At 72.7% G+C, this 21,121-nt stretch carries 15 protein-coding genes and 1 pseudogene; 13 read left to right on the plus strand and 3 right to left on the minus strand.

Going from position 1 to position 21,121, the window contains the following annotated elements; translation table 11 throughout:
* Positions 1–268 precede the first annotated feature (268 nt).
* Entirely contained in the window at positions 269–2,488 is a 2,220-nt protein-coding gene (locus ACZ6ZR_RS23640; RefSeq protein WP_465645319.1) for a RelA/SpoT family protein, read from the plus strand.
* 86 nt (positions 2,489–2,574) lie between these two features.
* On the plus strand, positions 2,575–4,080 hold the full coding sequence (gene hflX / locus ACZ6ZR_RS23645) for a GTPase HflX (RefSeq protein WP_465645320.1): 1,506 nt from the start codon (positions 2,575–2,577) through the stop codon (positions 4,078–4,080).
* Between the two features lie 131 nt (positions 4,081–4,211).
* Here the strand turns inward: hflX and ACZ6ZR_RS23650 are convergent, their stop codons facing one another.
* Positions 4,212–5,300 (minus strand): trypsin-like serine peptidase, encoded by a 1,089-nt coding sequence (locus tag ACZ6ZR_RS23650; protein ID WP_465645322.1) that lies wholly within the window; start codon positions 5,298–5,300, stop codon positions 4,212–4,214.
* Positions 5,301–5,659: 359 nt separating this feature from the next.
* Between ACZ6ZR_RS23650 and ACZ6ZR_RS23655 the strand changes: the two genes are divergently transcribed.
* The 5 genes from ACZ6ZR_RS23655 (at position 5,660) to ACZ6ZR_RS23675 (ending at position 13,293) form a co-directional block, all read left to right on the plus strand.
* Positions 5,660–7,444, plus strand: a complete 1,785-nt coding sequence (locus tag ACZ6ZR_RS23655; RefSeq protein WP_465645324.1) for an IucA/IucC family protein — start codon at positions 5,660–5,662, stop codon at positions 7,442–7,444.
* Positions 7,441–7,974, plus strand: a complete 534-nt coding sequence (locus ACZ6ZR_RS23660) for a GNAT family N-acetyltransferase (protein ID WP_465645326.1) — start codon at positions 7,441–7,443, stop codon at positions 7,972–7,974. The genes ACZ6ZR_RS23655 and ACZ6ZR_RS23660 overlap by 4 nt, the downstream gene beginning before the upstream one ends.
* 62 nt (positions 7,975–8,036) lie before the next feature.
* Positions 8,037–9,419, plus strand: coding sequence for a lysine N(6)-hydroxylase/L-ornithine N(5)-oxygenase family protein (locus ACZ6ZR_RS23665; protein WP_465645328.1), 1,383 nt, complete (start codon positions 8,037–8,039; stop codon positions 9,417–9,419).
* 55 nt (positions 9,420–9,474) lie between these two features.
* Positions 9,475–11,178 carry an IucA/IucC family protein gene (locus ACZ6ZR_RS23670; RefSeq protein ID WP_465645378.1) on the plus strand — a complete coding sequence of 568 codons (1,704 nt, stop codon included), beginning with the start codon at positions 9,475–9,477 and terminating at the stop codon, positions 11,176–11,178.
* A 12-nt stretch (positions 11,179–11,190) separates the two neighbouring features.
* Positions 11,191–13,293 (plus strand): ATP-dependent DNA helicase, encoded by a 2,103-nt coding sequence (locus tag ACZ6ZR_RS23675; protein ID WP_465645330.1) that lies wholly within the window; start codon positions 11,191–11,193, stop codon positions 13,291–13,293.
* A gap of 159 nt (positions 13,294–13,452) precedes the next feature.
* Here ACZ6ZR_RS23675 and lexA read toward each other — a convergent pair.
* A pseudogene (gene lexA / locus ACZ6ZR_RS23680) lies at positions 13,453–14,121 on the minus strand (transcriptional repressor LexA); the annotation flags it as partial.
* A 433-nt stretch (positions 14,122–14,554) separates the two neighbouring features.
* Here lexA and nrdR point away from each other — a divergent pair.
* From nrdR to ACZ6ZR_RS23700, 4 genes are all read left to right on the plus strand, one after another.
* Positions 14,555–15,046, plus strand: coding sequence for a transcriptional regulator NrdR (nrdR, locus tag ACZ6ZR_RS23685; RefSeq protein WP_396298742.1), 492 nt, complete (start codon positions 14,555–14,557; stop codon positions 15,044–15,046).
* Positions 15,047–15,175: 129 nt separating this feature from the next.
* Positions 15,176–18,055 carry a vitamin B12-dependent ribonucleotide reductase gene (locus ACZ6ZR_RS23690; RefSeq protein WP_465645333.1) on the plus strand — a complete coding sequence of 960 codons (2,880 nt, stop codon included), beginning with the start codon at positions 15,176–15,178 and terminating at the stop codon, positions 18,053–18,055.
* 115 nt (positions 18,056–18,170) lie between these two features.
* Positions 18,171–18,716 carry an FHA domain-containing protein gene (locus ACZ6ZR_RS23695; protein ID WP_465645335.1) on the plus strand — a complete coding sequence of 182 codons (546 nt, stop codon included), beginning with the start codon at positions 18,171–18,173 and terminating at the stop codon, positions 18,714–18,716.
* Between the two features lie 165 nt (positions 18,717–18,881).
* Positions 18,882–19,301, plus strand: a complete 420-nt coding sequence (locus ACZ6ZR_RS23700) for a hypothetical protein (RefSeq protein WP_465645337.1) — start codon at positions 18,882–18,884, stop codon at positions 19,299–19,301.
* Here ACZ6ZR_RS23700 and ACZ6ZR_RS23705 read toward each other — a convergent pair.
* Entirely contained in the window at positions 19,288–20,106 is an 819-nt protein-coding gene (locus ACZ6ZR_RS23705) for a helix-turn-helix domain-containing protein (RefSeq protein ID WP_465645339.1), read from the minus strand. The two genes, ACZ6ZR_RS23700 and ACZ6ZR_RS23705, sit on opposite strands and share 14 nt — an antisense overlap.
* A 72-nt stretch (positions 20,107–20,178) precedes the next feature.
* On the opposite strand from ACZ6ZR_RS23705, the gene ACZ6ZR_RS23710 reads away from it, so the two are divergent.
* A complete protein-coding gene (locus ACZ6ZR_RS23710; RefSeq protein WP_396298749.1) occupies positions 20,179–20,397 on the plus strand; it encodes an RNA polymerase subunit sigma-70 in 219 nt (72 codons plus the stop codon).
* Between the two features lie 3 nt (positions 20,398–20,400).
* The gene (locus tag ACZ6ZR_RS23715) at positions 20,401–20,961 is read left to right on the plus strand and encodes a Clp protease N-terminal domain-containing protein (RefSeq protein WP_465645341.1); all 561 of its coding nucleotides are present in this window, start codon (positions 20,401–20,403) and stop codon (positions 20,959–20,961) included.
* Positions 20,962–21,121 lie beyond the last annotated feature (160 nt).

The raw sequence follows: 21,121 nt of genomic DNA on the forward strand, positions 1-21,121 counted from the left end.
GGCTGCGCCCCGCAGGGGCACGAGGAACTGCGCGCCGGGGAACGGCAGCACGTGCAACTGGCTGACAGTGGGTCAGTTGCAGGTGCTCCGCCTTCCGGCTCGCGCAGTTCCTCGCGCCCCCAGAGGCGCAGCCTGGTGAGCCGCCCTGCTTCCCGTTTGGGAGGGCCGCGAATCCGCCCGTTCGGGTGGTGGTGGTGACGGTACGGGGGCGGGCGGGTGCGGAACGTGCTGTGCTCGGTAGCATGGACCATCGCTGCCGGAGGTGCGGATGACCGTCGATGCCGAGGTGGGGAGGCGCGCGTTGGTGCGTCTCAACCGGGTCGCCCTGGGGCGGGCCGGGCGTGCCGCGCTGCTGGCCACCGACCGCGCCCCGCTGCCGGACGCGATCGAGCCGATCGTGCAGGCCCACCGCCGCCACCACCCCAATGCCGACCTGGCCCTGCTCGGACGGGCGTACCGCACCGCCGAGGAGAGCCACCGCGGCCAGACCCGCAAGAGCGGCGAGCCGTTCATCACGCACCCGCTCGCCGTCACCATGATCCTGGCCCAACTCGGCGCCGGGACGACGACCTTGGTCGCCTCGATCCTCCACGACACGGTCGAGGACACCGACGTGACGCTGGATCAGGTCGCCGAGGAGTACGGCCCCGAGGTGGCCTATCTGGTCGACGGCGTCACCAAGTTGGAGAAGGTGGACTTCGGTGCCGCCGCCGAGGCGGAGACCTTCCGGAAGATGCTGGTGGCCACCGGTGACGACGTCCGGGTGATGGTCATCAAGCTCGCCGACCGGCTGCACAACATGCGGACGATCCGTCACATGAAGCCGGCCAGCCGGATCAGGATCGCCAAGGTCACCCGGGACGTGCTGATCCCGCTCGCCGAGCGGCTCGGGATCCAGGTGCTGAAGGCGGAGTTGGAGGACATCGTCTTCGCCACCCTCCACCCGGAGGAGTACGCCCGCACCAGGGCCCTGGTCACCGCCTACGAGGAGCGGCCCGACGAGCTGCTGCAGCCCTTCGCCGAGGCGCTGACGCGTCAGCTCGCCGAGGCGAAGGTGGCCGCCGAGGTCACCGTCCGGCCCCGGCACGCCGTCTCGGTCCACCGGGTGCTGCTGAAGCGGACCGCCGCGGCCGGCCCGGACGGTCTGCCCCAGCAGCTCCAACCCGCCGACTTCGGGCGGCTGTTGGTGGTGGTGGAGGAGAACGCCGACTGCTACGCGGTGCTCGGTGAGCTGCACACCTGCTGGACCCCGCTGCCCGGTGAGTTCAAGGACTTCGTGGCCGCGCCCAAGTTCAACCTCTACCAGTCGCTGCACACGGCGGTGGCCCTGCCCGGGGGCGAGGTGGCCGAGGTGCTGGTGCGGACCCGGCGGATGCACCGGGTGGCCGAGACGGGCGTGGTCGCGCTGGGCGATCCGCACCAGGCGGGGGAGAGCGGCGAGGAGACCGACCCGGGGCGCCCGGGCTGGCTGACCAGGCTGCTGGAGTGGCAGCAGGAGACCCCGGACCCGGACACCTTCTGGTCGGCGCTCACCTCGGACCTCTCGGACGACCGGGAGATCACCGCCGTGACCGACCGGGGCGAGACGCTGCACCTGCCGGCCGGGGCCACCTGCGTGGACGCCGCGTACCTGCTCGGCGAGGAGACCGGCCACCGCTGTCTGGGCGCCAGGGTGAACGGCCGCCTGGTGGCGCTGCGCACCCCGCTGGCCGACGGAGACGTGGTCGCGGTGCTGACCGAGGAGAACGGGGAGCCGTCCGGCCCGGCCGCCGAGTGGCTGGAGCACGCCCGTACCCCGGCAGCCCGGCTGGCGATCGAACGCTGGCTGGCCGGCCACCCGGTCGCCGCCGAGGCCCCGGCCCCCGAGCCGGTGCAGCCCCCGGCTCCGTTCGCCCAGCCCGCCACCGGCCGGGGCGAGGCGGCGGTGACGGTGCCCGGCCTCCCGGAGGCGCAGGCCCGGCTGGCCCGCTGCTGCACCCCCGTGCCGCCGGACGAGGTGACCGGCTACCCGATCCGGGGCGGCGCGGTGGCGGTGCACCGCACGGGCTGTCCGGCGGCCGAGCAGCTGCGGGCCGAGGGCCGGGCCCCGGTGCGTCCGCGCTGGGTGCCGGGCGCCCGCCCGGTCGAGGGCTTCCGGGCCACCCTGCGCGCCGAGGCGCTGAACCGCCCCCGGCTGCTGGCGGACCTGACGGCGGCGATGTCGGCCGAGGGCGTCGGCATCATGGCGGCCGAGGTGGAGCCCCCGCAGCAGCTGCGGGTCCGGCACACCTACACCGTGGAGCTGCCGGACGCCGCGGTGCTGCCGGTGCTGATGCGGGCGATGCTCCGGGTCTCCGGGGTGTACGACGTGTACCGGGCGGGGGTGGCCCGGCGAAATGAGGGTGACCAGGTGGCGGCGGGCGTGCGACGATCGGGGGGAATTCACGGCCGGTCCGTGGCGTTCACCGGACGTAGTGGTTCCGGTGCCGGTCACGGCCTTGAGGGGTAGCTCGACTCGCCACCTGGTATCGGGGCGACAGACGGGGCAGACTCCTCGGTGCGGTCCGCACCGGCCCCTTCCCGCTCTACCTAAGGATGAGATTGACCTCCACGTTCGACAGCCGCAACGACAACAGCGACTCCGCTCGCCGGATCACTGACCTCCGGGCGGAAGCCCTCATGGACGAGGACCTCGCGGCGAACGACGAGGCCTTCGACCGGTACGACGGTGAGCAGTACGACCGGAGCGAGCGCGCGGCCCTGCGCCGTGTCGCCGGCCTCTCCACCGAACTCCAGGACGTCACCGAGGTCGAGTACCGCCAGCTCCGCCTGGAGCGCGTGGTCCTCGTCGGGGTCTGGACCAACGGCACGGCCGAGGAGGCGGAGAACTCGCTGGCCGAGCTCGCCGCCCTCGCCGAGACGGCCGGCTCCGAGGTGCTCGACGGCGTGATCCAGCGCCGTGACAAGCCCGACCCCGCGACGTACATCGGCTCCGGCAAGGCGAAGGAGCTGCGCGACATCGTCGCCTCCACCGGCGCCGACACCGTGGTCTGCGACGGTGAGCTGACCCCTGGTCAGCTGATCCAGCTGGAGGACGTCGTCAAGGTCAAGGTCGTCGACCGGACGGCCCTGATCCTGGACATCTTCGCCCAGCACGCCAAGAGCCGGGAGGGCAAGGCCCAGGTCTCGCTCGCCCAGATGCAGTACATGCTGCCCCGCCTGCGCGGCTGGGGTCAGTCGCTGTCCCGGCAGATGGGTGGTGGTGGCTCCGGCTCCTCCGGCGGGGGCATGGCCACCCGTGGTCCCGGTGAGACCAAGATCGAGACCGACCGGCGCCGCATCCGCGAGAAGATGGCGAAGCTGCGCCGCGAGATCGCCGACATGAAGAAGGGCCGCGACACCAAGCGCCAGGAGCGCCGTCGCAACCAGATTCCCTCGGTGGCCATCGCCGGCTACACCAACGCCGGCAAGTCCTCGCTGCTCAACCGCCTGACCGGCGCCGGCGTCCTGGTGGAGAACTCGCTGTTCGCCACCCTGGACCCGACCGTCCGCCGGGCCCAGACCCCGACCGGCCGGGTCTACACCCTGGCCGACACGGTCGGGTTCGTCCGGCACCTGCCGCACCACCTGGTCGAGGCGTTCCGCTCGACCATGGAGGAGGTCGCCGAGGCCGACCTGATCCTGCACGTGGTCGACGGCTCGCACCCCGAGCCGGAGACCCAGCTGGCCGCCGTCCGCGAGGTGGTCGTCTCGGTCGACGCGCAGAACGTGCCGGAGATCGTGGTGATCAACAAGGCCGACGCGGCGGATCCGCTGGTGCTCCAGCGGCTGCTGCGGCGCGAGCCGCACGCCATCGTGGTGTCGGCCCGCACCGGGCAGGGCATGGACGAGCTGCTCCAGCTGATCGACCGTGAGCTGCCGCGGCCCGCGGTCGAGGTCCGGGCGCTGATCCCGTACACCCGCGGGGACTTGGTCTCCCGGGTGCACGCCGAGGGCGAGCCGATCTCGGCCGAGCACACCGCCGAGGGCACCCTGCTGCACGCCAAGGTCGCGGCCGAGCTGGCCGCCGAGCTCGAGCGCTACACGGTCGTCACCAGCTGACGTTCGCGGTAGCACCGCCAGGGGCGCGAGGAACTGCGCGGGATGGAAAGGCAGCACCTGCAACTGGCTGACGGTGAGTCAGTTGCAGGTGGGCCGCCTCCCGAAGCGCGCAGTTCCCCGCGCCCCCGGCGTTATCCCTTGCGGGAGACGTAGTCCAGCGCTTGGCGCGCCACCGACTCGAGGTACGGGCCGTTCAGCGCGGTGTGGCCCAGGTTGCCGATCGAGGTGTTGCTGACCAGGGCGGTGCGCCCGTCCGGCATGGTGGCGAACCAGCCGCCGCCGCTGGAGCCGGCCGTCATGGTGCAGCCGATGCTGAGCATGGGCGGCCTGGCCGGGTCGAACGAGAGCCGGGTGGGGCGGCCGCCGTCGCAGCGGTACAACTCCCGTCCGTCCCAAGGCTTCGCGGACGGATAGCCCCAGGCCGAGAGGGAGAGCTGCTCGCGCGGGGCGTCGAACCAGACGGGTACGGCGGTGCCGACCGTCTCCTCCAGTGAGCGCCCGTCGCCGTCGGGGTTGTGCACCCGCAGGACGGCGAAGTCGTACTGGTTGGCCGCGTTGCCGCTGTGGCCGCCCTCGGCGATCCACTGCGGGGAGCTGATCACCTGGTCCGCCCACCACTGACCGAGCGGTGCCACCTCGGCCATGGTGGGCTTCTTGCCGCTCGTGGTGCCCGAACTGTTGTAGGCCGGAACGAAGATGAGGTTCCGGAACCAGCCCCCGCCCGCGCCCTCGTGCACGCAGTGCCCGGCCGTCCAGACCAGGTTGCTCCTCCCGGGCCGGGCCGGGTCGGCGACCACGGTTGCCGAGCACTGGCCGGTGCCGCCGCTGGGTGCGGTGGAGAAGACCTTCCCGGAGGCCGGGTAGCGGGTGTACGGGCGCTCCACGGGGACGGCCTCCACGGCGGCCGGCTCCGGATCGCTCAGCTGCCCGCCGGCCGGGTCGCGGCCGGGGGCCGGCTCGGTGAGCGGCGGGCCGGGCTGCTGGGGTGCGGCGGTGGTCATCCGGTCCGGCTCCCAGAGGTCGCGGACCACCGGGTTGCGGAAGACGTGCCCGCGGGCCCAGCGGTCCCAGTCCTCGGGCCGCCACTCCTTCAACTTGGCCCAGCGCTCGGAGAGTTCACCCTGCCAGCGGCTGCGCTCGGCGGCCGGCAGCTTCCAGTCGTGCGTCGGCCCCCCGGCCGTGCTGCCGCACCCGGTGAGCAGGGCCGCCCCCACTGCCACGGCCGTCACCGTCCTGCGTATCGAACCCGTTCCCACTGTCCGTCCCCCCGTCGTTCCCCCTCGGTACCGCGGGGGAGATTCTCCCACCGCCAGGTCACGGGCCGGGGTACGGGGCGGGTTCGGTGCGGCAGCGTGTCGGTCCGGAGCGGGCCACTCCAACGGGTGAGTGATCGCTTGAGGTTCACCACAACGAGTGAGCTGATCTTGTGATCACCCCGCAGCGGGCAGTTCGCTGGGCACGTCGGCGCCCTCGGTCCCACGCGCCTCGGCCGTTCCCCCGACGCCGCTTCCGGCGTCGCCCCGAAGCCGTTCTCCCGTACTCCCGGCGCCCGCACCTCCGCTCGCCCCAAGGAGCAGCCTTGAGCACCGTCCTGAGCACTGCCGCCTCCGCCGGAGCCCCGTCCGCCGCCTCCCTCCCGTCCCTCGCGCTTGCACGGCCCGCCCGGGACGGCCTGCTCGACGCAGACCCGGCGGTGGCCGCCGAGCAGGCCGGGACGGAGAGCCTGCTGCGCTGCTGGGCCAGGGAGACCGGGGCCCGGCCGGGGGCGGACGGGGTGCTCCGGGTGCCGGTGCTCGGCGGGGCGGCGGAGCTGGCCGCGCCGGTGCGGTACTGGTCGCCGGCCGGCTGGCACCGCTTCGGGCAGGTGACCCTGGCCGGGCTGCCGGTGGACGTGGTGACGGTGGCCACCCTGGTCGCCGGGGCCACCGCCGAGCGGCCGGAGGCCGGCCGACTCACCGACCTGGCGGCCCGGGTGGCCGATTCGGTGCTGCGCACCGCCGAGATCCTGGGCCACCGCGCGGGCGAGCCGGAGGACGGCGGCTGGCCGTTCCTGGAGGCCGAGCAGGCGCTGCTGCTCGGGCACCCGCTGCACCCGACCCCGAAGAGCCGCGACGGCCTCGGCCCGGCGCAGAGCGCCGCGTACTCGCCGGAGCTGCGCGGGTCCTTCCGGCTGCACTGGTTCGCCGTCTCCCGGGAGCTGCTGGCCTCCGGCTCGGCGGTCGGAGTCCCGGCCGAGCAGCTCACCGCCCGGCTGCTCGGGGACGGTGTCCGGCTGCCCGGGGGCACCGCCGCGCTGCCCCTGCACCCGTGGCAGGCGGCCGAGCTGACGCTCCGTCCGGAGATCGCCGGGCTGCTCGCGGACGGTGCGCTGCACGACCTGGGGGAGCACGGCGAGCCCTGGCACCCGACCTCCTCGGTGCGCACCGTCTGCCGCCCCGGCACCCCGTGGATGCTCAAGCTCTCGCTCGGCCTGCGGATCACCAACTCCCGCCGGGAGAACCTGCGCAAGGAGCTGCTCCGCGGCCTGGAGGTGCACCGCCTGCTGGAGACCGGCATGGCCGCCGAGTGGCAGGCCGCCCACCCCGGCTTCGACATCGTCCGCGACCCGGCCTGGCTCGGGGTGGACCTGCCCGGCGGCGCCGACCCGAACGGGCTGGACGTGGTGCTCCGTCAGCAGCCGTTCGGGCTGCGGGACCGGGCGCTCTGCGTCGCCGGGCTGGTCGCCGAGCACCCGTACGGGGAGCGGGTCGGATCCCGGCTCGGCACGGTGGTGCGGCGCCTGGCCGCCGCCAGCGGGCGCTCGGTGCAGACCGTGGCCACCGAGTGGTTCCTGCGCTACCTGGACGCCGTGGTGCTCCCGGTGCTCTGGCTGGACGGCCGGGGCGGGATCGCCCTGGAGGCGCACCAGCAGAACAGCCTGGTGCTGCTGGACGCGGCCGGCTGGCCGGTCGGCGGCCGCTACCGGGACAACCAGGGCTACTACTTCCGCGAGTCCGCCGCCGCCCGGCTGGAGGCCCGGCTGCCCGGGATCGGGCGGGAGAGCGACACCTTCCTGCCGGACCGGGTGATCGACAAGCACTTCGCCTACTACCTCGGCATCAACCACGTGCTCGGCCTGATCGGCGCTTTCGGCTCCCAGGGCCTGGCCGAGGAGCCGGTGCTGCTGGCCGCGCTGCGCGGCTTCCTGGCCGGCCCGCAGGCCGCCGCCACCGGCTCCGGGCTGCCCGCGCTGCTGCTCGGCGGCGAGCAGCTGCACTGCAAGGCCAACCTGCTCACCCGGCTGAACGGGATGGACGAGCTGGTCGGCCCGGTGGCCAGCCAGTCCGTCTACGTGGACATCGCCAACCCGGTGGCGGCCCGGTGAGGACCGCCGCCCTGAGAGCCGCCACCCCGGCCGGGGAGTTCGAGCTGTGCCCGGTGGACCCCGGGCGCGACCTGGCGCTGCTGGCCGGCTGGATGAACGATCCGGCGGTCAGCCGCTACTGGGAGCTGGCCGGCCCGCCGGAGACCACCGCCGCCCACCTCGCCCCGCAGCTGGCCCCCGGCAGCCACAGCACCCCGTACCTGGGACTGCTCGACGGCACCCCGGTCAGCTACTGGGAGGTCTACCGGGCCGAGGCCGACCGGCTGGCCGGGTACTACCCGGCCGAGCCCGGCGACACCGGCCTGCACCTGCTGATCGGCCCGCCGGAGCACCGGGGGAGGGGGCTCGGCGCGGTGCTGCTGGCCGCGCTCGCGGAGGAGCTGCTGGCCGCCCCGGAGTGCGCGCGCCTGGTGGCCGAGCCGGACCTCACCAACACCCCCTCGCTGCGCGCCTTCGAGCGGGCCGGCTTCGCCGCCGTGGCCGAGCTGGAGCTGCCCGAGAAGCGCGCCGCCCTGATGCTGCGTCAGTGACCCGGCCCGCGTCAGTGACCAGCGCACCCCATGACCCCGTGACCCGCCGAGGCTAGGACCAGATGGACAACCCGCAGCCCGAACCGTACGACCTGCTGGGCGTAGGCATCGGCCCGTTCAACCTCTCGCTGGCCGCGCTGGCCGACCGGGTGGACGGGCTGCGCACGCTGTTCTGCGAGGCCAGGGAGGAGTTCCGCTGGCACCACGGGATGCTGGTGGACGGGGCCCGGATGCAGGTGCCGTTCCTGGCCGACCTGGTCTCGCTGGTGGACCCGACCAACCCCTGGTCCTTCCTCAACTACCTGCGCGAGCAGCAGCGGCTCTTCCCGTTCTACTTCGCCGAGCGCTTCCAGCTGGCCCGCCGCGAGTACGACCACTACTGCCGCTGGGCCGCCGAGCGGCTGCCCAACTGCCGCTTCGGCGCCCCCGTCAGCGCCGTGCACTGGGACGCCGAGGAGGGGCTCTACCGGGTGACCGCCGGCGGCGCCGAGCACCGGGCGGCCAACGTGGTGCTCGGCGTCGGGACCGAACCGGTGCTCCCCGAGGCCTTCGCCGCGCTCCGCGGCCACCCCCGGGTCTGGCACTCGGACGGGTACCTGACCAACCGTCACCGGCTGGACGGGGCCAGGGACGTCACCGTGGTCGGCTCCGGCCAGTCCGGCGCCGAGGTCTTCCTCGACCTGCTCCGCACCCGGGGCACCGACGGCACCAGGCTGCGCTGGCTCACCCGGACCAGGGCGCTGGCCCCGATGGAGTACTCCAAGCTCGGCCTGGAGCACTTCACCCCCGACTACACCCGGCACTTCCACACCCTGCCAGGCGAGGTCCGCGACCGGCTGGTGCACGAGCAGTGGCAGCTGCACAAGGCGGCCAGCGCGGAGACCCTGGCCGAGATCCACGAGCTGCTCTACGAGCGGACCATCGGCCGCCCGCTGGACGCCGACCCGGTCGAGATCCGCCCCGGCACCGCCGTCACCGAGGCGTTGGCCGGGCCCTGCGGAGGCTTCGAACTCGCCTGCCGCCAGGGCGACTCGGGCGCCTCGTACGTGGTCCGCACCGAGGCCGTGGTGCTGGCCACCGGCTACCGCGCGGTCCGCCCGGCGGCGCTGGACCCGGTGGCCGAGCTGATCGACTGGGACGGCCAGGGCCGGTTCAAGGTCGGCCTGGACCACCGGGTGGCCACCCGGCCCGAGCTGACCGGTGGTCTGTACGTGCAGAACGCGGAGCTGCACACTCACGGGGTCGGTACCCCGGACCTCGGGCTCGGCGCCCACCGGGCCGCCGTGATCCTGAACGCCGTCACCGGCCGCACCGTGCACCAGCTGCCCGACCGCACCGCCTGGACCAGCTTCGCCCCGCCCGTCCACACCGCCCGACCCGGCGGTGTGCCCGTTCCCGCGCTCCCACGCCCGCAGGAGGCGAACCGTGCCGCTGTCACCCACTGAGCTCCACCGACCAGCGCAGCTCACCGCCGCGCTCTGGCAACGGGCCCGCCGGGCGATGCTGGCCAAGATGATCGGCGAGTTCGCCTACGAGGAGCTCTTCGTCCCCGAGCCGGACGGTACCGGCTACCGGCTCGAACTCCCGGGCGCGGTCTACCGGTTCACCGCCCGCCGGGGCGCGTACGGGAGCTGGCAGGTGGACCCGGACTCGGTGGTCTGCGCGGCCGATCCGGCGGGCGACCCGCTGCGGCTGCTCCAGCTGGCCCGCACCACCCTCGGGCTCTCCGGCGACACCGTCGGCCACCTGGTCCGCGAGCTGACCGCCACCCTGATGGCCGACGCGGGGCTGCTGGCCGAGGAGCTCACCGCCGCCGAACTGGCCGATCTGGACCACGTCTCGCTGGAGGGCCGGCAGGGCGGCCACCCCTGGATCGTGCCGAACAAGGGCCGGCTCGGCCTCTCCGCCCGGGACACGGCCGCCTGGGCCCCGGAGGCCCGGCGGCCGCAGCGGCTGCCCTGGCTCGCGGTGCACCGCAGCCTGGCCGAGTACCGGGGGCGGCCCGAGCTCTACGAGGAGGAGCTGAGCCCGGAGTTCCGCGCGCTGGCCGGCCCGGACTTCCTGCTGCTGCCCGTCCACCCCTGGCAGTGGGACGAGGTGCTGCTGCCGCTGTTCGCCCCCTGGATCGCCGAGGGCCTGATCGTCCCGCTGCCCAGCGACGGCGACCTGAGGCTGCCCCAGCAGTCGATCCGCAGCTTCTTCAACCTCAGCCACCCCGAGCGCTGCACCGTCAAACTGCCGCTCTCGGTGCTCAACACCCTGGTCTGGCGCGGCCTTCCGACCGAGCGCACGCTGGCCGCCCCCGCCGTCACCGAGTGGATCCACGGCTTGCGGGACGGCGACCCGTTCCTGCGCGACGAGTGCCGGATGATCCTGCTCGGCGAGATCGCCTCCGTCACGGTGGACCACCCGCTCTACCGAGACTTGCCCGAAGTTCCTTACCAGTACAAGGAGTTGCTCGGCGCGATCTGGCGCGAGCCGCTCGGCCGGCAGCTCGCCCCGCACGAGCGGGCCCGTACCCTGGCCTCGCTGCTCCAGGTCGGCTCGGACGGCCGCGCCCTGGCGGCCGAACTGGTCGCCCGCTCCGGGCTGCCCCCCAGGGACTGGCTGCGGCGGCTGTTCGCGGTGATGCTGCCGCCGCTGCTGCACTTCCTCTACAAGTACGGCACCGTCTTCTCCCCGCACGGTGAGAACGCCATCATCGTCTTCGACCAGCACGACGCCCCGGCCCGGCTCGCGGTCAAGGACTTCGTCGACGACGTCAACGTCAGCGAGACGGCGCTGCCCGAGCTGGACGCCATGCCGGCCGAGGTCGCCGGGGTGCTGCTGCGCGAACCCCCGGCCTTCCTCTGCCAGTTCCTGCACTCCGGCCTGTTCGTCGGCGTCTTCCGCTACCTGGCCCCGCTGTTCGAGCGTCAGCTCGGCGTCCCGGAGAACGAGTTCTGGGAGCTGCTGCGCGAGCGGATCACCGCCTACCAGCGGCGCTTCCCCGAACTCACCGACCGCTTCCGGCTCTTCGACCTCTTCACGCCGCGGATCGACCGGCTCTGCCTGAACCGCAACCGGCTGTTGCTGGACGGCTACCGGGACCGCCCGGAGCGCCCGCACGCCGCCGTGCACGGCCAGGTGGCCAACCCGCTGCACCTCGGCGGTACGGTCCCGGCCCCGGCCAGGCAGGACCGGATTGTCACTCCCACGCCGTAGGCTGGGCGGGCCATGACGAACGACTCCGTACCCCAGGCCCTGCCCGGCACCGCCGAGGCCCCGGCGCCCGTCACCCGCGCCGCGCTCCCGGAGCTGCTGCACACCGCCGTCGAGGCCGTCGGGGGTGTCGAGCGCCCCGGACAGGTCGCGATGGCCTCCGCCGTCGCTGACGCGGTGGGCAGCGGCGAGCACCTCCTGGTGCAGGCCGGCACCGGCACCGGAAAGTCCCTCGCCTACCTTGTCCCCGCGCTCGCGCACGGGGACAAGGTGGTGGTGGCCACCGCCACCCTGGCGCTCCAACGCCAGCTGGTGGAGCGGGACTTGCCGCGCACCGTGGACGCGCTGCACCCGGTGCTGCGCCGCCGCCCGCAGTTCGCCATGCTCAAGGGGCGGTCCAACTACGTCTGCCTGCACCGCGTCCACGAGGGCACCCCGAGCGACGAGGGCGAGGGCCTCTTCGACCCGGTAGAGGCCCTCGGCGGCCCCACCGGCAAGCTCGGCCAGGACGTGCTCCGGCTGCGCGAGTGGGCCGAGGAGACCGAGACGGGTGACCGCGACGACATGTCACCCGGCGTCTCCGACAAGGCCTGGGCCCAGCTCGCCGTGACCTCCAGGGAGTGCCTCGGCGCCACCAAGTGCGCCTACGGCCAGGAGTGCTTCGCCGAGCGGGCCCGCGAGCGGGCCAAGCTCGCCGACGTGGTGGTGACCAACCACGCGATGCTCGCCATCGACGCCATCGAGGGCGCCCCCGTCCTCCCCGAGCACGGCCTGCTGATCGTCGACGAGGCCCACGAGCTGGTGAACCGGGTGACCGGCGCCGCCACCGGCGAGCTCACCGTCGGCGCCGTCAACCGAGCCGTCAAGCGCGCGGCCAGGCTGGCCAACGAGAAGGCCGTGGACGCCCTCCAGGCCGCCGCCGAGAACTACCACGGCCTGATGGAGACCACCCAGCCCGGCCGGGTCGAGGGCGAACTCCCCGAGTACCTCGGCTACGCCGTCACCGCCATCCGGGACGCCGCCCGCCAGGTGATCACCTCGCTCGGCGAGACCAGGGACAAGGCCCTCACCGACGAGGACGCCGTCCGCAAGCAGGCGATGGCCTACGCCGAGAACCTGCACGAGACCGCCGACCGGCTGCTGGAGGGCTCCGAGTACGACGTCATCTGGATCGAGCGCACCGACCGCTTCGGCCCCGGCACCGCCTCCCTGCGGGTCGCCCCGTTGAGCGTCTCCGGCCTGCTGCGGGAGGCCCTCTACAAGGAGCGCTCGGTGGTGCTCACCTCCGCCACCCTCAAGCTCGGCGGCGACTTCACCGGCGTGGCCGCCTCGCTCGGCCTCCCGGCCGAGGGCCGGCTCCCGGACGTCCGCGCGGCGGACGAGCCGGAGCTGGTCCAGGACGAGACCACCCCGCCGTACTGGCGCGGCCTGGACGTCGGCTCCCCGTTCAGCTACCCCAAGCAGGGCATCCTGTACGTCGCCCGCCACCTGCCCGAGCCCGGGCGGGACCTCGAACGGCCGCAGATGATCGACGAGTTGGCCGAGCTGATCGACGCGGCCGGGGGCCGCACGCTCGGCCTGTTCTCCTCGATGCGGGGCGCCAAGGCCGCGGCGGAGGCGCTCCGCGAGCGGCTGGACCACCGGATCCTGCTCCAGGGCGAGGACACCCTGGGCGAGCTGATCCGGGAGTTCGCCTCGGACGCCTCGACCTGCCTCTTCGGCACGCTCTCGCTCTGGCAGGGCGTCGATGTCCCGGGCTCCGCCTGCCAGTTGGTGGTGATGGACCGCATCCCGTTCCCGCGGCCGGACGACCCGCTGATGAGCGCCCGTCAGAAGGACGTCGAGGCCCGGGGCGGGAACGGCTTCATGGCGGTGGCCGCGACGCACGCGGCGCTGCTGATGGCGCAGGGCGCCGGCCGGCTGGTGCGGGCGGCGGAGGACCGCGGCGTGGTGGCGGTCCTCGACCCCCGGGTGGCGACCAAGCGCTACGGCGGCTTCTTCAAGTCCTCGATGCCCGACTTCTGGTACACCGACGACCGCAACCAGGTCCGCCGCTCCCTCGCCGCCATCAACGCCTCCGCCGCCCCGGTCAAGCCGGTGGTGAAGCGCGGCAGCTGAGCTGCGACGCCCGGAGGGCAGCACGCCAGGGGCGCGAGGAACGGCGCGCAGTGGAAAGGCAGCACCTGCAACTGGCCGACGGTGGGTCAGTTGCAGGTGGGCCGCCTTCCGCCGCGCGCCGTTCCTCGCGCCCCCGGGGTGACCGTGTCCCGCAGAGGGTCAGAGGCGGCGGAGGACCGCGACGACCTTGCCGAGGATGGTGGCGTTGTCGCCCGGGATGGGCTCGTAGGCCGGGTTGTGGGGCATCAGCCAGATCTTGCCGTCCTCGCGCTTGAGGCGCTTGACGGTGGCCTCGCCGTCGATCATCGCCGCGACGATGTCACCGTTCTCGGCGACCGGCTGCCGCCGCACGGTGACCCAGTCGCCGTCGCAGATGGCGGCCTCGATCATCGAGTCGCCCCGCACGGTGAGCGCGAACAGCTCGCCCTCGCCCACCAGCTGACGGGGCAGCGGGAAGACGTCCTCGACCGTCTGCTCGGCCAGGATCGGACCGCCCGCGGCGATCCGGCCGACCAGCGGGACGTAGGAGGTGGAGGGCCGGCCCGCCGCCTCGGCGGTGTTCGGCCGGGCGACCTCGACGCCGCGGACCTCGTAGGCGCGGGGGCGGTGCGGGTCACGCCGCAGGAAGCCCTTGCGCTCCAGGGCCATCAGCTGGTGGGCCACCGAGGAGGTGGAGCTGAGGCCGACGGCCTGGCCGATCTCCCGCATCGACGGCGGGTAGCCGCGCCGCTGGACCGAGTCCCGGATGACCTCGATGACCCGTCGCTGGCGCTCCGTCAGGCCGGCCTCGTCGGTGCGGATGCCCGGCGGGCGGCCCGGCATCGCGCGGGTCGGGGCGGGCTGGCCGAGGACGTCGTCCTGGGCGGCGGAGTGCTCGATCGGCTGGCTCCGGCTCATGGTGTGGTCCACGCTCTCCTGGTCGGCGGTGCGTGCGGAACGCTCCTGCACCGGGATGGAGGTCTTGGCTTCGAGAGTGTTCACGGCGGTTTCCTTCCGACTGCTGGCCCTCTTTCCCAGCTCAACAGGGGCACCGATCGAAAGGTTGCGCCAAACACACGTTCGAGTGAATTTATTCGAGTCGGGCTGACTCGATCAAGGCCTTGGGTGTACATCGCTTAAGTGTTCGACTCGACAAGTCTAGAACACGGCGGCGCGTCGGGATGCGACCACAACATCTAGGGCATAGGTTCACGGTCGAGCCCACCCCTAGTGGTCGGTGTAGGCTGGTCCACGTCCGCTGTCGCCGTCGAGGGAGTTCCCGATGCACTGCCCCTTCTGTCGGCATCCGGACAGCCGGGTCGTGGACAGCAGAGCCAGTGACGACGGGAGTTCCATCCGCCGTCGCCGCCAGTGTCCCGACTGCGGCCGCCGTTTCACCACCGTCGAGACCGCCACGCTGATGGTGGTCAAGCGCAGCGGGGTGACCGAGCCGTTCTCCCGGTCCAAGGTGATCACCGGTGTCCGCAAGGCCTGTCAGGGCCGTCCGGTCACGGAGGACGCGCTGGCCCAGCTCGGGCAGCGGGTCGAGGAGTGCGTCCGGGCATCCGGCAGCGCAGAGCTCTCGACCCATGACGTGGGGCTTGCCATACTCGGCCCACTCAAGGAACTCGACCTGGTCGCTTACCTGCGCTTCGCGTCGGTGTACCGGGCCTTCAACGATCTCGAAGACTTCGAGGCCGCCATCGCGGAGCTCCGCGCCGGGCAGCCTCTCCCCGCGGAGGACGACATCGCCGTCCTCTCCGCCACGCCCTGACCTACTGACCTAGCCAGTCGGAACGGGTGTCAGGCGTGCCCGAAAACGGTGCGCTGCACACTGCCGTCAACCCCCAGACCCATCTGATAATGGGATATTGGGGGATTTGCCCAAGAGGAGAAGCGAGAAGTGACCGACACCACGAGCGGGTCTGCACGCGGGTCGAAGGCTGCCAAGGGGGCCGGCAAGGCTCCCAAGGGCGGCCTGCGGATCGAACGCATCTACACCACTCCGGGCGTGCACCCCTACGACCAGGTCACCTGGGAGCGCCGCGACGTCGTCATGACCAACTGGCGTGACGGGTCGGTCAACTTCGAGCAGCGCGGTGTCGAGTTCCCCGACTCCTGGTCGGTGAACGCGGTCAACATCGTGACCTCGAAGTACTTCCGCGGCGCGGTGGGCAGCCCGCAGCGCGAGTGGAGCCTCAAGCAGATCATCGACCGGGTGGTCCTCACCTACCGCGCGGCCGGCGAGAAGAACGGCTACTTCGCCACCGTCGAGGACGCCGAGGTCTTCGAGCACGAGCTCACCCACGCCCTGCTCCACCAGGTCTTCAGCTTCAACTCGCCGGTCTGGTTCAACGTCGGCACCAAGCAGCCCCAGCAGGTCTCCGCCTGCTTCATCCTGGCCGTCGACGACTCCATGGAGTCGATCCTCGACTGGTACAAGGAAGAGGGCATGATCTTCAAGGGCGGCTCCGGCGCCGGCCTGAACCTCTCCCGCATCCGCTCCTCCAAGGAGCTGCTCTCCTCCGGCGGCAACGCCTCCGGCCCGGTCTCCTTCATGCGCGGCGCCGACGCCTCGGCCGGCACCATCAAGTCCGGTGGCGCCACCCGCCGCGCGGCCAAGATGGTCGTCCTGGACGTGGACCACCCGGACGTCGAGGCCTTCATCGAGACCAAGGTGAAGGAGGAGGAGAAGATCCGCGCGCTGCGCGACGCGGGCTTCGACATGGACCTGGGCGGCGACGACATCGCCTCCGTCCAGTACCAGAACGCCAACAACTCGGTCCGGGTGAACGACGAGTTCATGACCGCGGTCGAGAACGGCACCGAGTTCGGCCTGCGGGCCCGGATGACCGGCGAGGTCATCGAGACCGTCGACGCCAAGAAGCTGTTCCGCAAGATGGCCGAGGCGGCCTGGGCCTGCGCCGACCCGGGCATCCAGTACGACTCCACGATCAACCACTGGCACACCTGCCCGGAGTCCGGCCGGATCAACGCGTCCAACCCCTGCTCCGAGTACATGCACCTGGACAACTCCAGCTGCAACCTCGCCTCGCTCAACCTGATGAAGTTCCTCCGCGACGACGACTCCTTCGACGCCGAGCGCTTCGCCAAGGTGGTCGAGCTGGTCATCACCGCGATGGACATCTCGATCTGCTTCGCCGACTTCCCGACCGAGAAGATCGGCGAGACCACCCGCGCCTACCGCCAGCTGGGCATCGGCTACGCCAACCTCGGCGCCCTGCTGATGGCCACCGGCCACGCCTACGACTCCGAGGGCGGCCGCGCGCTGGCCGGCTCCATCACCTCGCTGATGACCGGCACCGCCTACCGCCGCGGCGCCGAGCTGGCCGGCGTGGTCGGCCCGTACGACGGCTACGCCCGCAACGCTGCCCCGCACCAGCAGGTCATGAAGCAGCACGCGGACGCCAACGCCGCCGCGAGCTCCTACGACGACCTGGACGCCCCGGTCTGGGCCGCGGCCACCGAGACCTGGGCCGACGTGCTCCGGCTCGGCGCGCAGAACGGTTTCCGCAACGCCCAGGCCTCGGTGCTGGCCCCGACCGGCACCATCGGCCTGATGATGGACTGCGACACCACCGGCGTGGAGCCGGACCTGGCGCTGGTGAAGTTCAAGAAGCTGGTCGGCGGCGGCTCGATGCAGATCGTGAACAACACCGTGCCGCGCGCCCTCAAGCGCCTCGGCTACCAGCAGGAGCAGATCGAGGCGGTCGTCGCCCACATCGCCGAGCACGGCAACGTGGTGGACGCGCCCGGTCTCCGGCCGGCCGACTACGAGGTGTTCGACTGCGCGATGGGCGAGCGGGTCATCTCCGCGATGGGCCACGTGCGGATGATGGCGGCGATCCAGCCGTGGATCTCCGGTGCCATCTCCAAGACCGTCAACATGCCCGAGGCGGCCACCGTCGAGGAGATCGAGGAGATCTACTTCGAGGCGTGGAAGCTCGGCGTCAAGGCGCTGGCGATCTACCGCGACAACTGCAAGGTCGGCCAGCCGCTCTCGGCCAAGAAGAAGGACGCCCCGGCCGTCGAGGCCCCGGCCGCCGTGGTGGCCGCTCCGGCTCCGGTGGTCGAGTACCGCCCGGTCCGCAAGCGCCTGCCGAAGGGCCGTCCCGGCATCACCACCTCCTTCACGGTGGGCGGCGCCGAGGGCTACATGACCGCCAACTCCTACCCGGACGACGGTCTGGGCGAGGTCTTCCTGAAGATGTCCAAGCAGGGTTCGACCCTCGCGGGCATGATGGACGCCTTCTCGATCGCGGTCTCGGTCGGCATGCAGTACGGGGTCCCGCTGGAGACCTACGTCGCGAAGTTCACCAACATGCGCTTCGAGCCGGCCGGTCTGACCGACGACCCGGACGTGCGGATGGCCCAGTCGATCGTCGACTACATCTTCCGCCGCCTGGCGCTGGACTTCCTGCCCTTCGAGACCCGCTCCGCGCTGGGCATCCACTCCGTCGAGGAGCGCACCCGGCACCTGGAGACCGGCTCCTACGAGCCGATCGACTCGGAGGACCTGGACGTCGAGGGCCTGGCCCAGTCCGCTCCGGTCGCGGCCGCCCCGGCCCCGGCCCCGAAGGTCGCCCAGGCCGCCCCGGCCGCCGCGGCCCCGAAGCAGGCGCACAACTCCACGGAGCTGATGGAGATCCAGCTGGGCCTCAACGCCGACGCCCCGCTCTGCTTCTCCTGCGGCACCAAGATGCGCCGCGCCGGCAGCTGCTACCTCTGCGAGGGCTGCGGCTCCACCAGCGGCTGCAGCTGATCCGGGCCTGAACGGCTGACGGAGGCGGGCCCCGACCACCAGGTGGTCGGGGCCCGCCTCCGTCGTGCCCGGGGGTGCTGGACAGCGCGGGCCGGCGGCGCGGAGAATCGCTGACATGGCGTCAATCGAGTTCCGCACCGCGCTGGTACGGCCGTCCGAGGTGGAGCGGGACCGCGCCCTGGAGGTGCTGCGCGAAGGGGTGGGCGTCGGGAGGCTCTCCCACGACACCTTCGCCCGCCGGATGGAGCTGGTGTTCACCGCCCGGACGAAGGCCGAACTCGACGACGTGGTCGGAGACTTGGACGCGCACGGCCCGGTCTCCCGGTTCCTGCTGCGCACCGTCGCCCGGGCCTCGGCGCTCAGGGGCGGGCTCCGGCGGACCTGGCAGGCGGAGGAGCTGCCGGGCCTCGGGCTGCCCGGCCCCGGGGTGACGGTGCTGCGGATCGGCCGGATCCCCGGCTCCGGCCTGCGGCTCGGTGACGCCACCGTCTCCCGGCACCACGCCGAGCTGCGGCTGGAGGGCTACGAGTGGGTGCTCCACGACCTCGGCTCCAGCAACGGCACCTTCGTGAACGAGCGCCGGGTCGCCGGTGCCGTGGTGGTCCGCGCCGGTGACCGCGTCCGCTTCGGCCGGCTGTCCTTCCGGCTCACCTCGGTCTGAGCTCCCGGCCTCCCGGCCCCGGGACTCCCGGCCGCGGGCCCGCCGGGCATTACCTCGGACGTAATCGACCCTGTGGGGGCGGCGCGGCAGAGTTGGGGTCAGCCGCCCCGGGGATCTCCCGGGAGGGGCTCCAAGGAGATCGTGTCCCGAGAGGGTGGGTTCGGCATGGCTGTGAACTCGGTTGCCGGTGTGGTCCGTTCGGTCGGTGCTCCGCAGCGCTGGCTGCGGCAGGTGCTGGGGCTGGACGCCGTGGTGACGGGTGGGAACGGGCTGGCGTACGTGGCGTTCGCCGGGCCGCTGGGGGAGTTGCTGGGGGTCTCGGAGGGGGTGCTCCGGGAGATCGGGGTGTTCCTGCTCGGGTACGCGGCGCTGGTCGCGGTGCTGGCCGGGCAGCGGCGGCCGGCGCCGCTGGGGGTGAGGGCGGTGATCGACGCCAACCTGGTCTGGCCGGTGCTGAGCGTCGTGGCGATGGAGCTGTGGCTGGAGCCGACCACGGCCGGGATGGTGTGGATCCCGGTGCAGGCGGCCACGGTGGCCGGCTTCGCGGTGCTGCAGTGGAGGGCGCTGCGGGCTACCTCGGCATGAGGGAGCGCAGATGGGCGGCGGTCTCCGGGTCGGCCGGGAGGAAGGTCTCCATGGCCAGCTCGGAGACCGTCACGTCGGTGGGGGTGTTGAAGGTGGAGATGGTGGAGAGGAAGGACAGCACCCGGCCGCCGAGCTCGATCCGCAGCGGCAGGGCGAAGGGGAAGACCTCGGTGGCGTCCTGCGGCTCGTCGGCGGTGTCCGGCAGCGGGTAGGCGCGGACCTCCTCGAAGAGGGCGCGCACCGTCTCGGAGCGGACCAGGGCGATCTGACGCTCCATCTGCTCCAGCAGGTGGGCACGCCACTGGCGCAGGTTGCGGATCCTCGGCGCGATGCCGCGCGGGTGCAGGGTGAGCCGCATGGCGTTGAGCGGTTCGGTCAGCAGCTCCGGGTCGACCCCGTCGAGCAGCAGCGCGATGCCGCGGTTGGCGGCCAGTACCCGGTAGCCGCCGTCCACGATCAGCGCGGGGTAGGGCTCGTGGGCGGCCAGCAGGCGCTCCATGCCCTCCCGGAGGGCGTCGAGCGCGGGGTCGTCCAGCGGGGTCTCCGCGTAGTGCGGGGCGTAACCGGCGGCCAGCAGCAGGGAGTTGCGTTCGCGGACCGGGACGTCGAGGTGCTCGGCGAGGCGGAGCAGCAGCTCCTGGCCGGGCCGGGAGCGGCCGGTCTCGATGAAGCTGATGTGCCGGGCGGAGGAGTCGGCGCCCAGGGCGAGTTGGAGTTGGCTGAGGCCGCGGCGCTCGCGCCAGCCGCGCAGCAGGGCCCCCGCCCCGGGGCCCGTTCCCGTCTCGGTGGTCGCGGTAACGGTCATGCCGGGCAACCTACCCGACGCCCCTGTCAACCAGGGTTGACATTTGCCCGAGCGTCAACCAAAGTTGACAGCATGAGCGACACCAAGCAGCTCGCGGCAGCCGCGAGCAGTCGTGATCCGGCGGTCGGCCTGCGCGCGGTGCGGGCCCTGCGGGACCTGGCGGACCGCCTGGAGGACCTCCAGGTCGGGAACGCGCGGAGCCAGGGCTGGTCCTGGCAGGAGATCGCGGTCTGTCTGGGCGTCAGCCGGCAGGCCGTCCACAAGAAGCACGCCAAGCGGGACGGAGGCTGAGGGATGTTCGAGCGGTTCACGGTGGCGGCCCGGCAGGTGGTGGTGCGGGCCCGGGCTGAGGCGGAAGAGCTGGGCCACGCGTACACCGGCACCGAGCACCTGCTGCTCGGGATGCTGGCCGACCGGTCCGACCCGGCGGCGGCGCTGCTCGCGGAGCGGGGGCTGGACCACGCCACGGCCCGGGCCGAGGTGGTCCGGCTGGTCGGCGGCCCGGAGGGCGACGCCGAGGCGCTGGCCTCAATCGGGGTGGACCTGGACGCCGTCCGGGCCGCGGTGGAGGCCGAGTTCGGCGCGGGGGCGCTCGACACCGGCCAGGCGGAGCCGAAGCGGCGCGGCTGGCTGCGGAGCGCGGTCGCCGACCGCAGTCCCTTCACCCCGCGCGCCAAGAAGGTGCTGGAGCTCTCGCTCCGGGAGGCGCTGCGGCTGAAGGAGAAGGAGATCACGGTGCGTCATCTGCTGCTCGGCCTGCTCCGCGAGGGCGGCGGCCTCGGGATCCGGGTGATCGCCGACCAGGGGGTCGACCTCGACCTGCTGCGCCGGGAGTTGGAGGCCCGTGAGGCCTGATCCCACGGGCCGTTCGGACACCGTCCGCCGGAAGTCACGGACGGTGTCCGAAAGTCGGACGGTGCGTCAGATGCTGTCTTGAGTACAAGTGGTGAATGGATATGATCTGTTGACCGCGTGTACTGATCAACCACCCGGAGCGTGACGGGTGCGGTGCGCT

The sequence above is a fragment of the Kitasatospora sp. NPDC088742 genome, assembly GCF_055584905.1.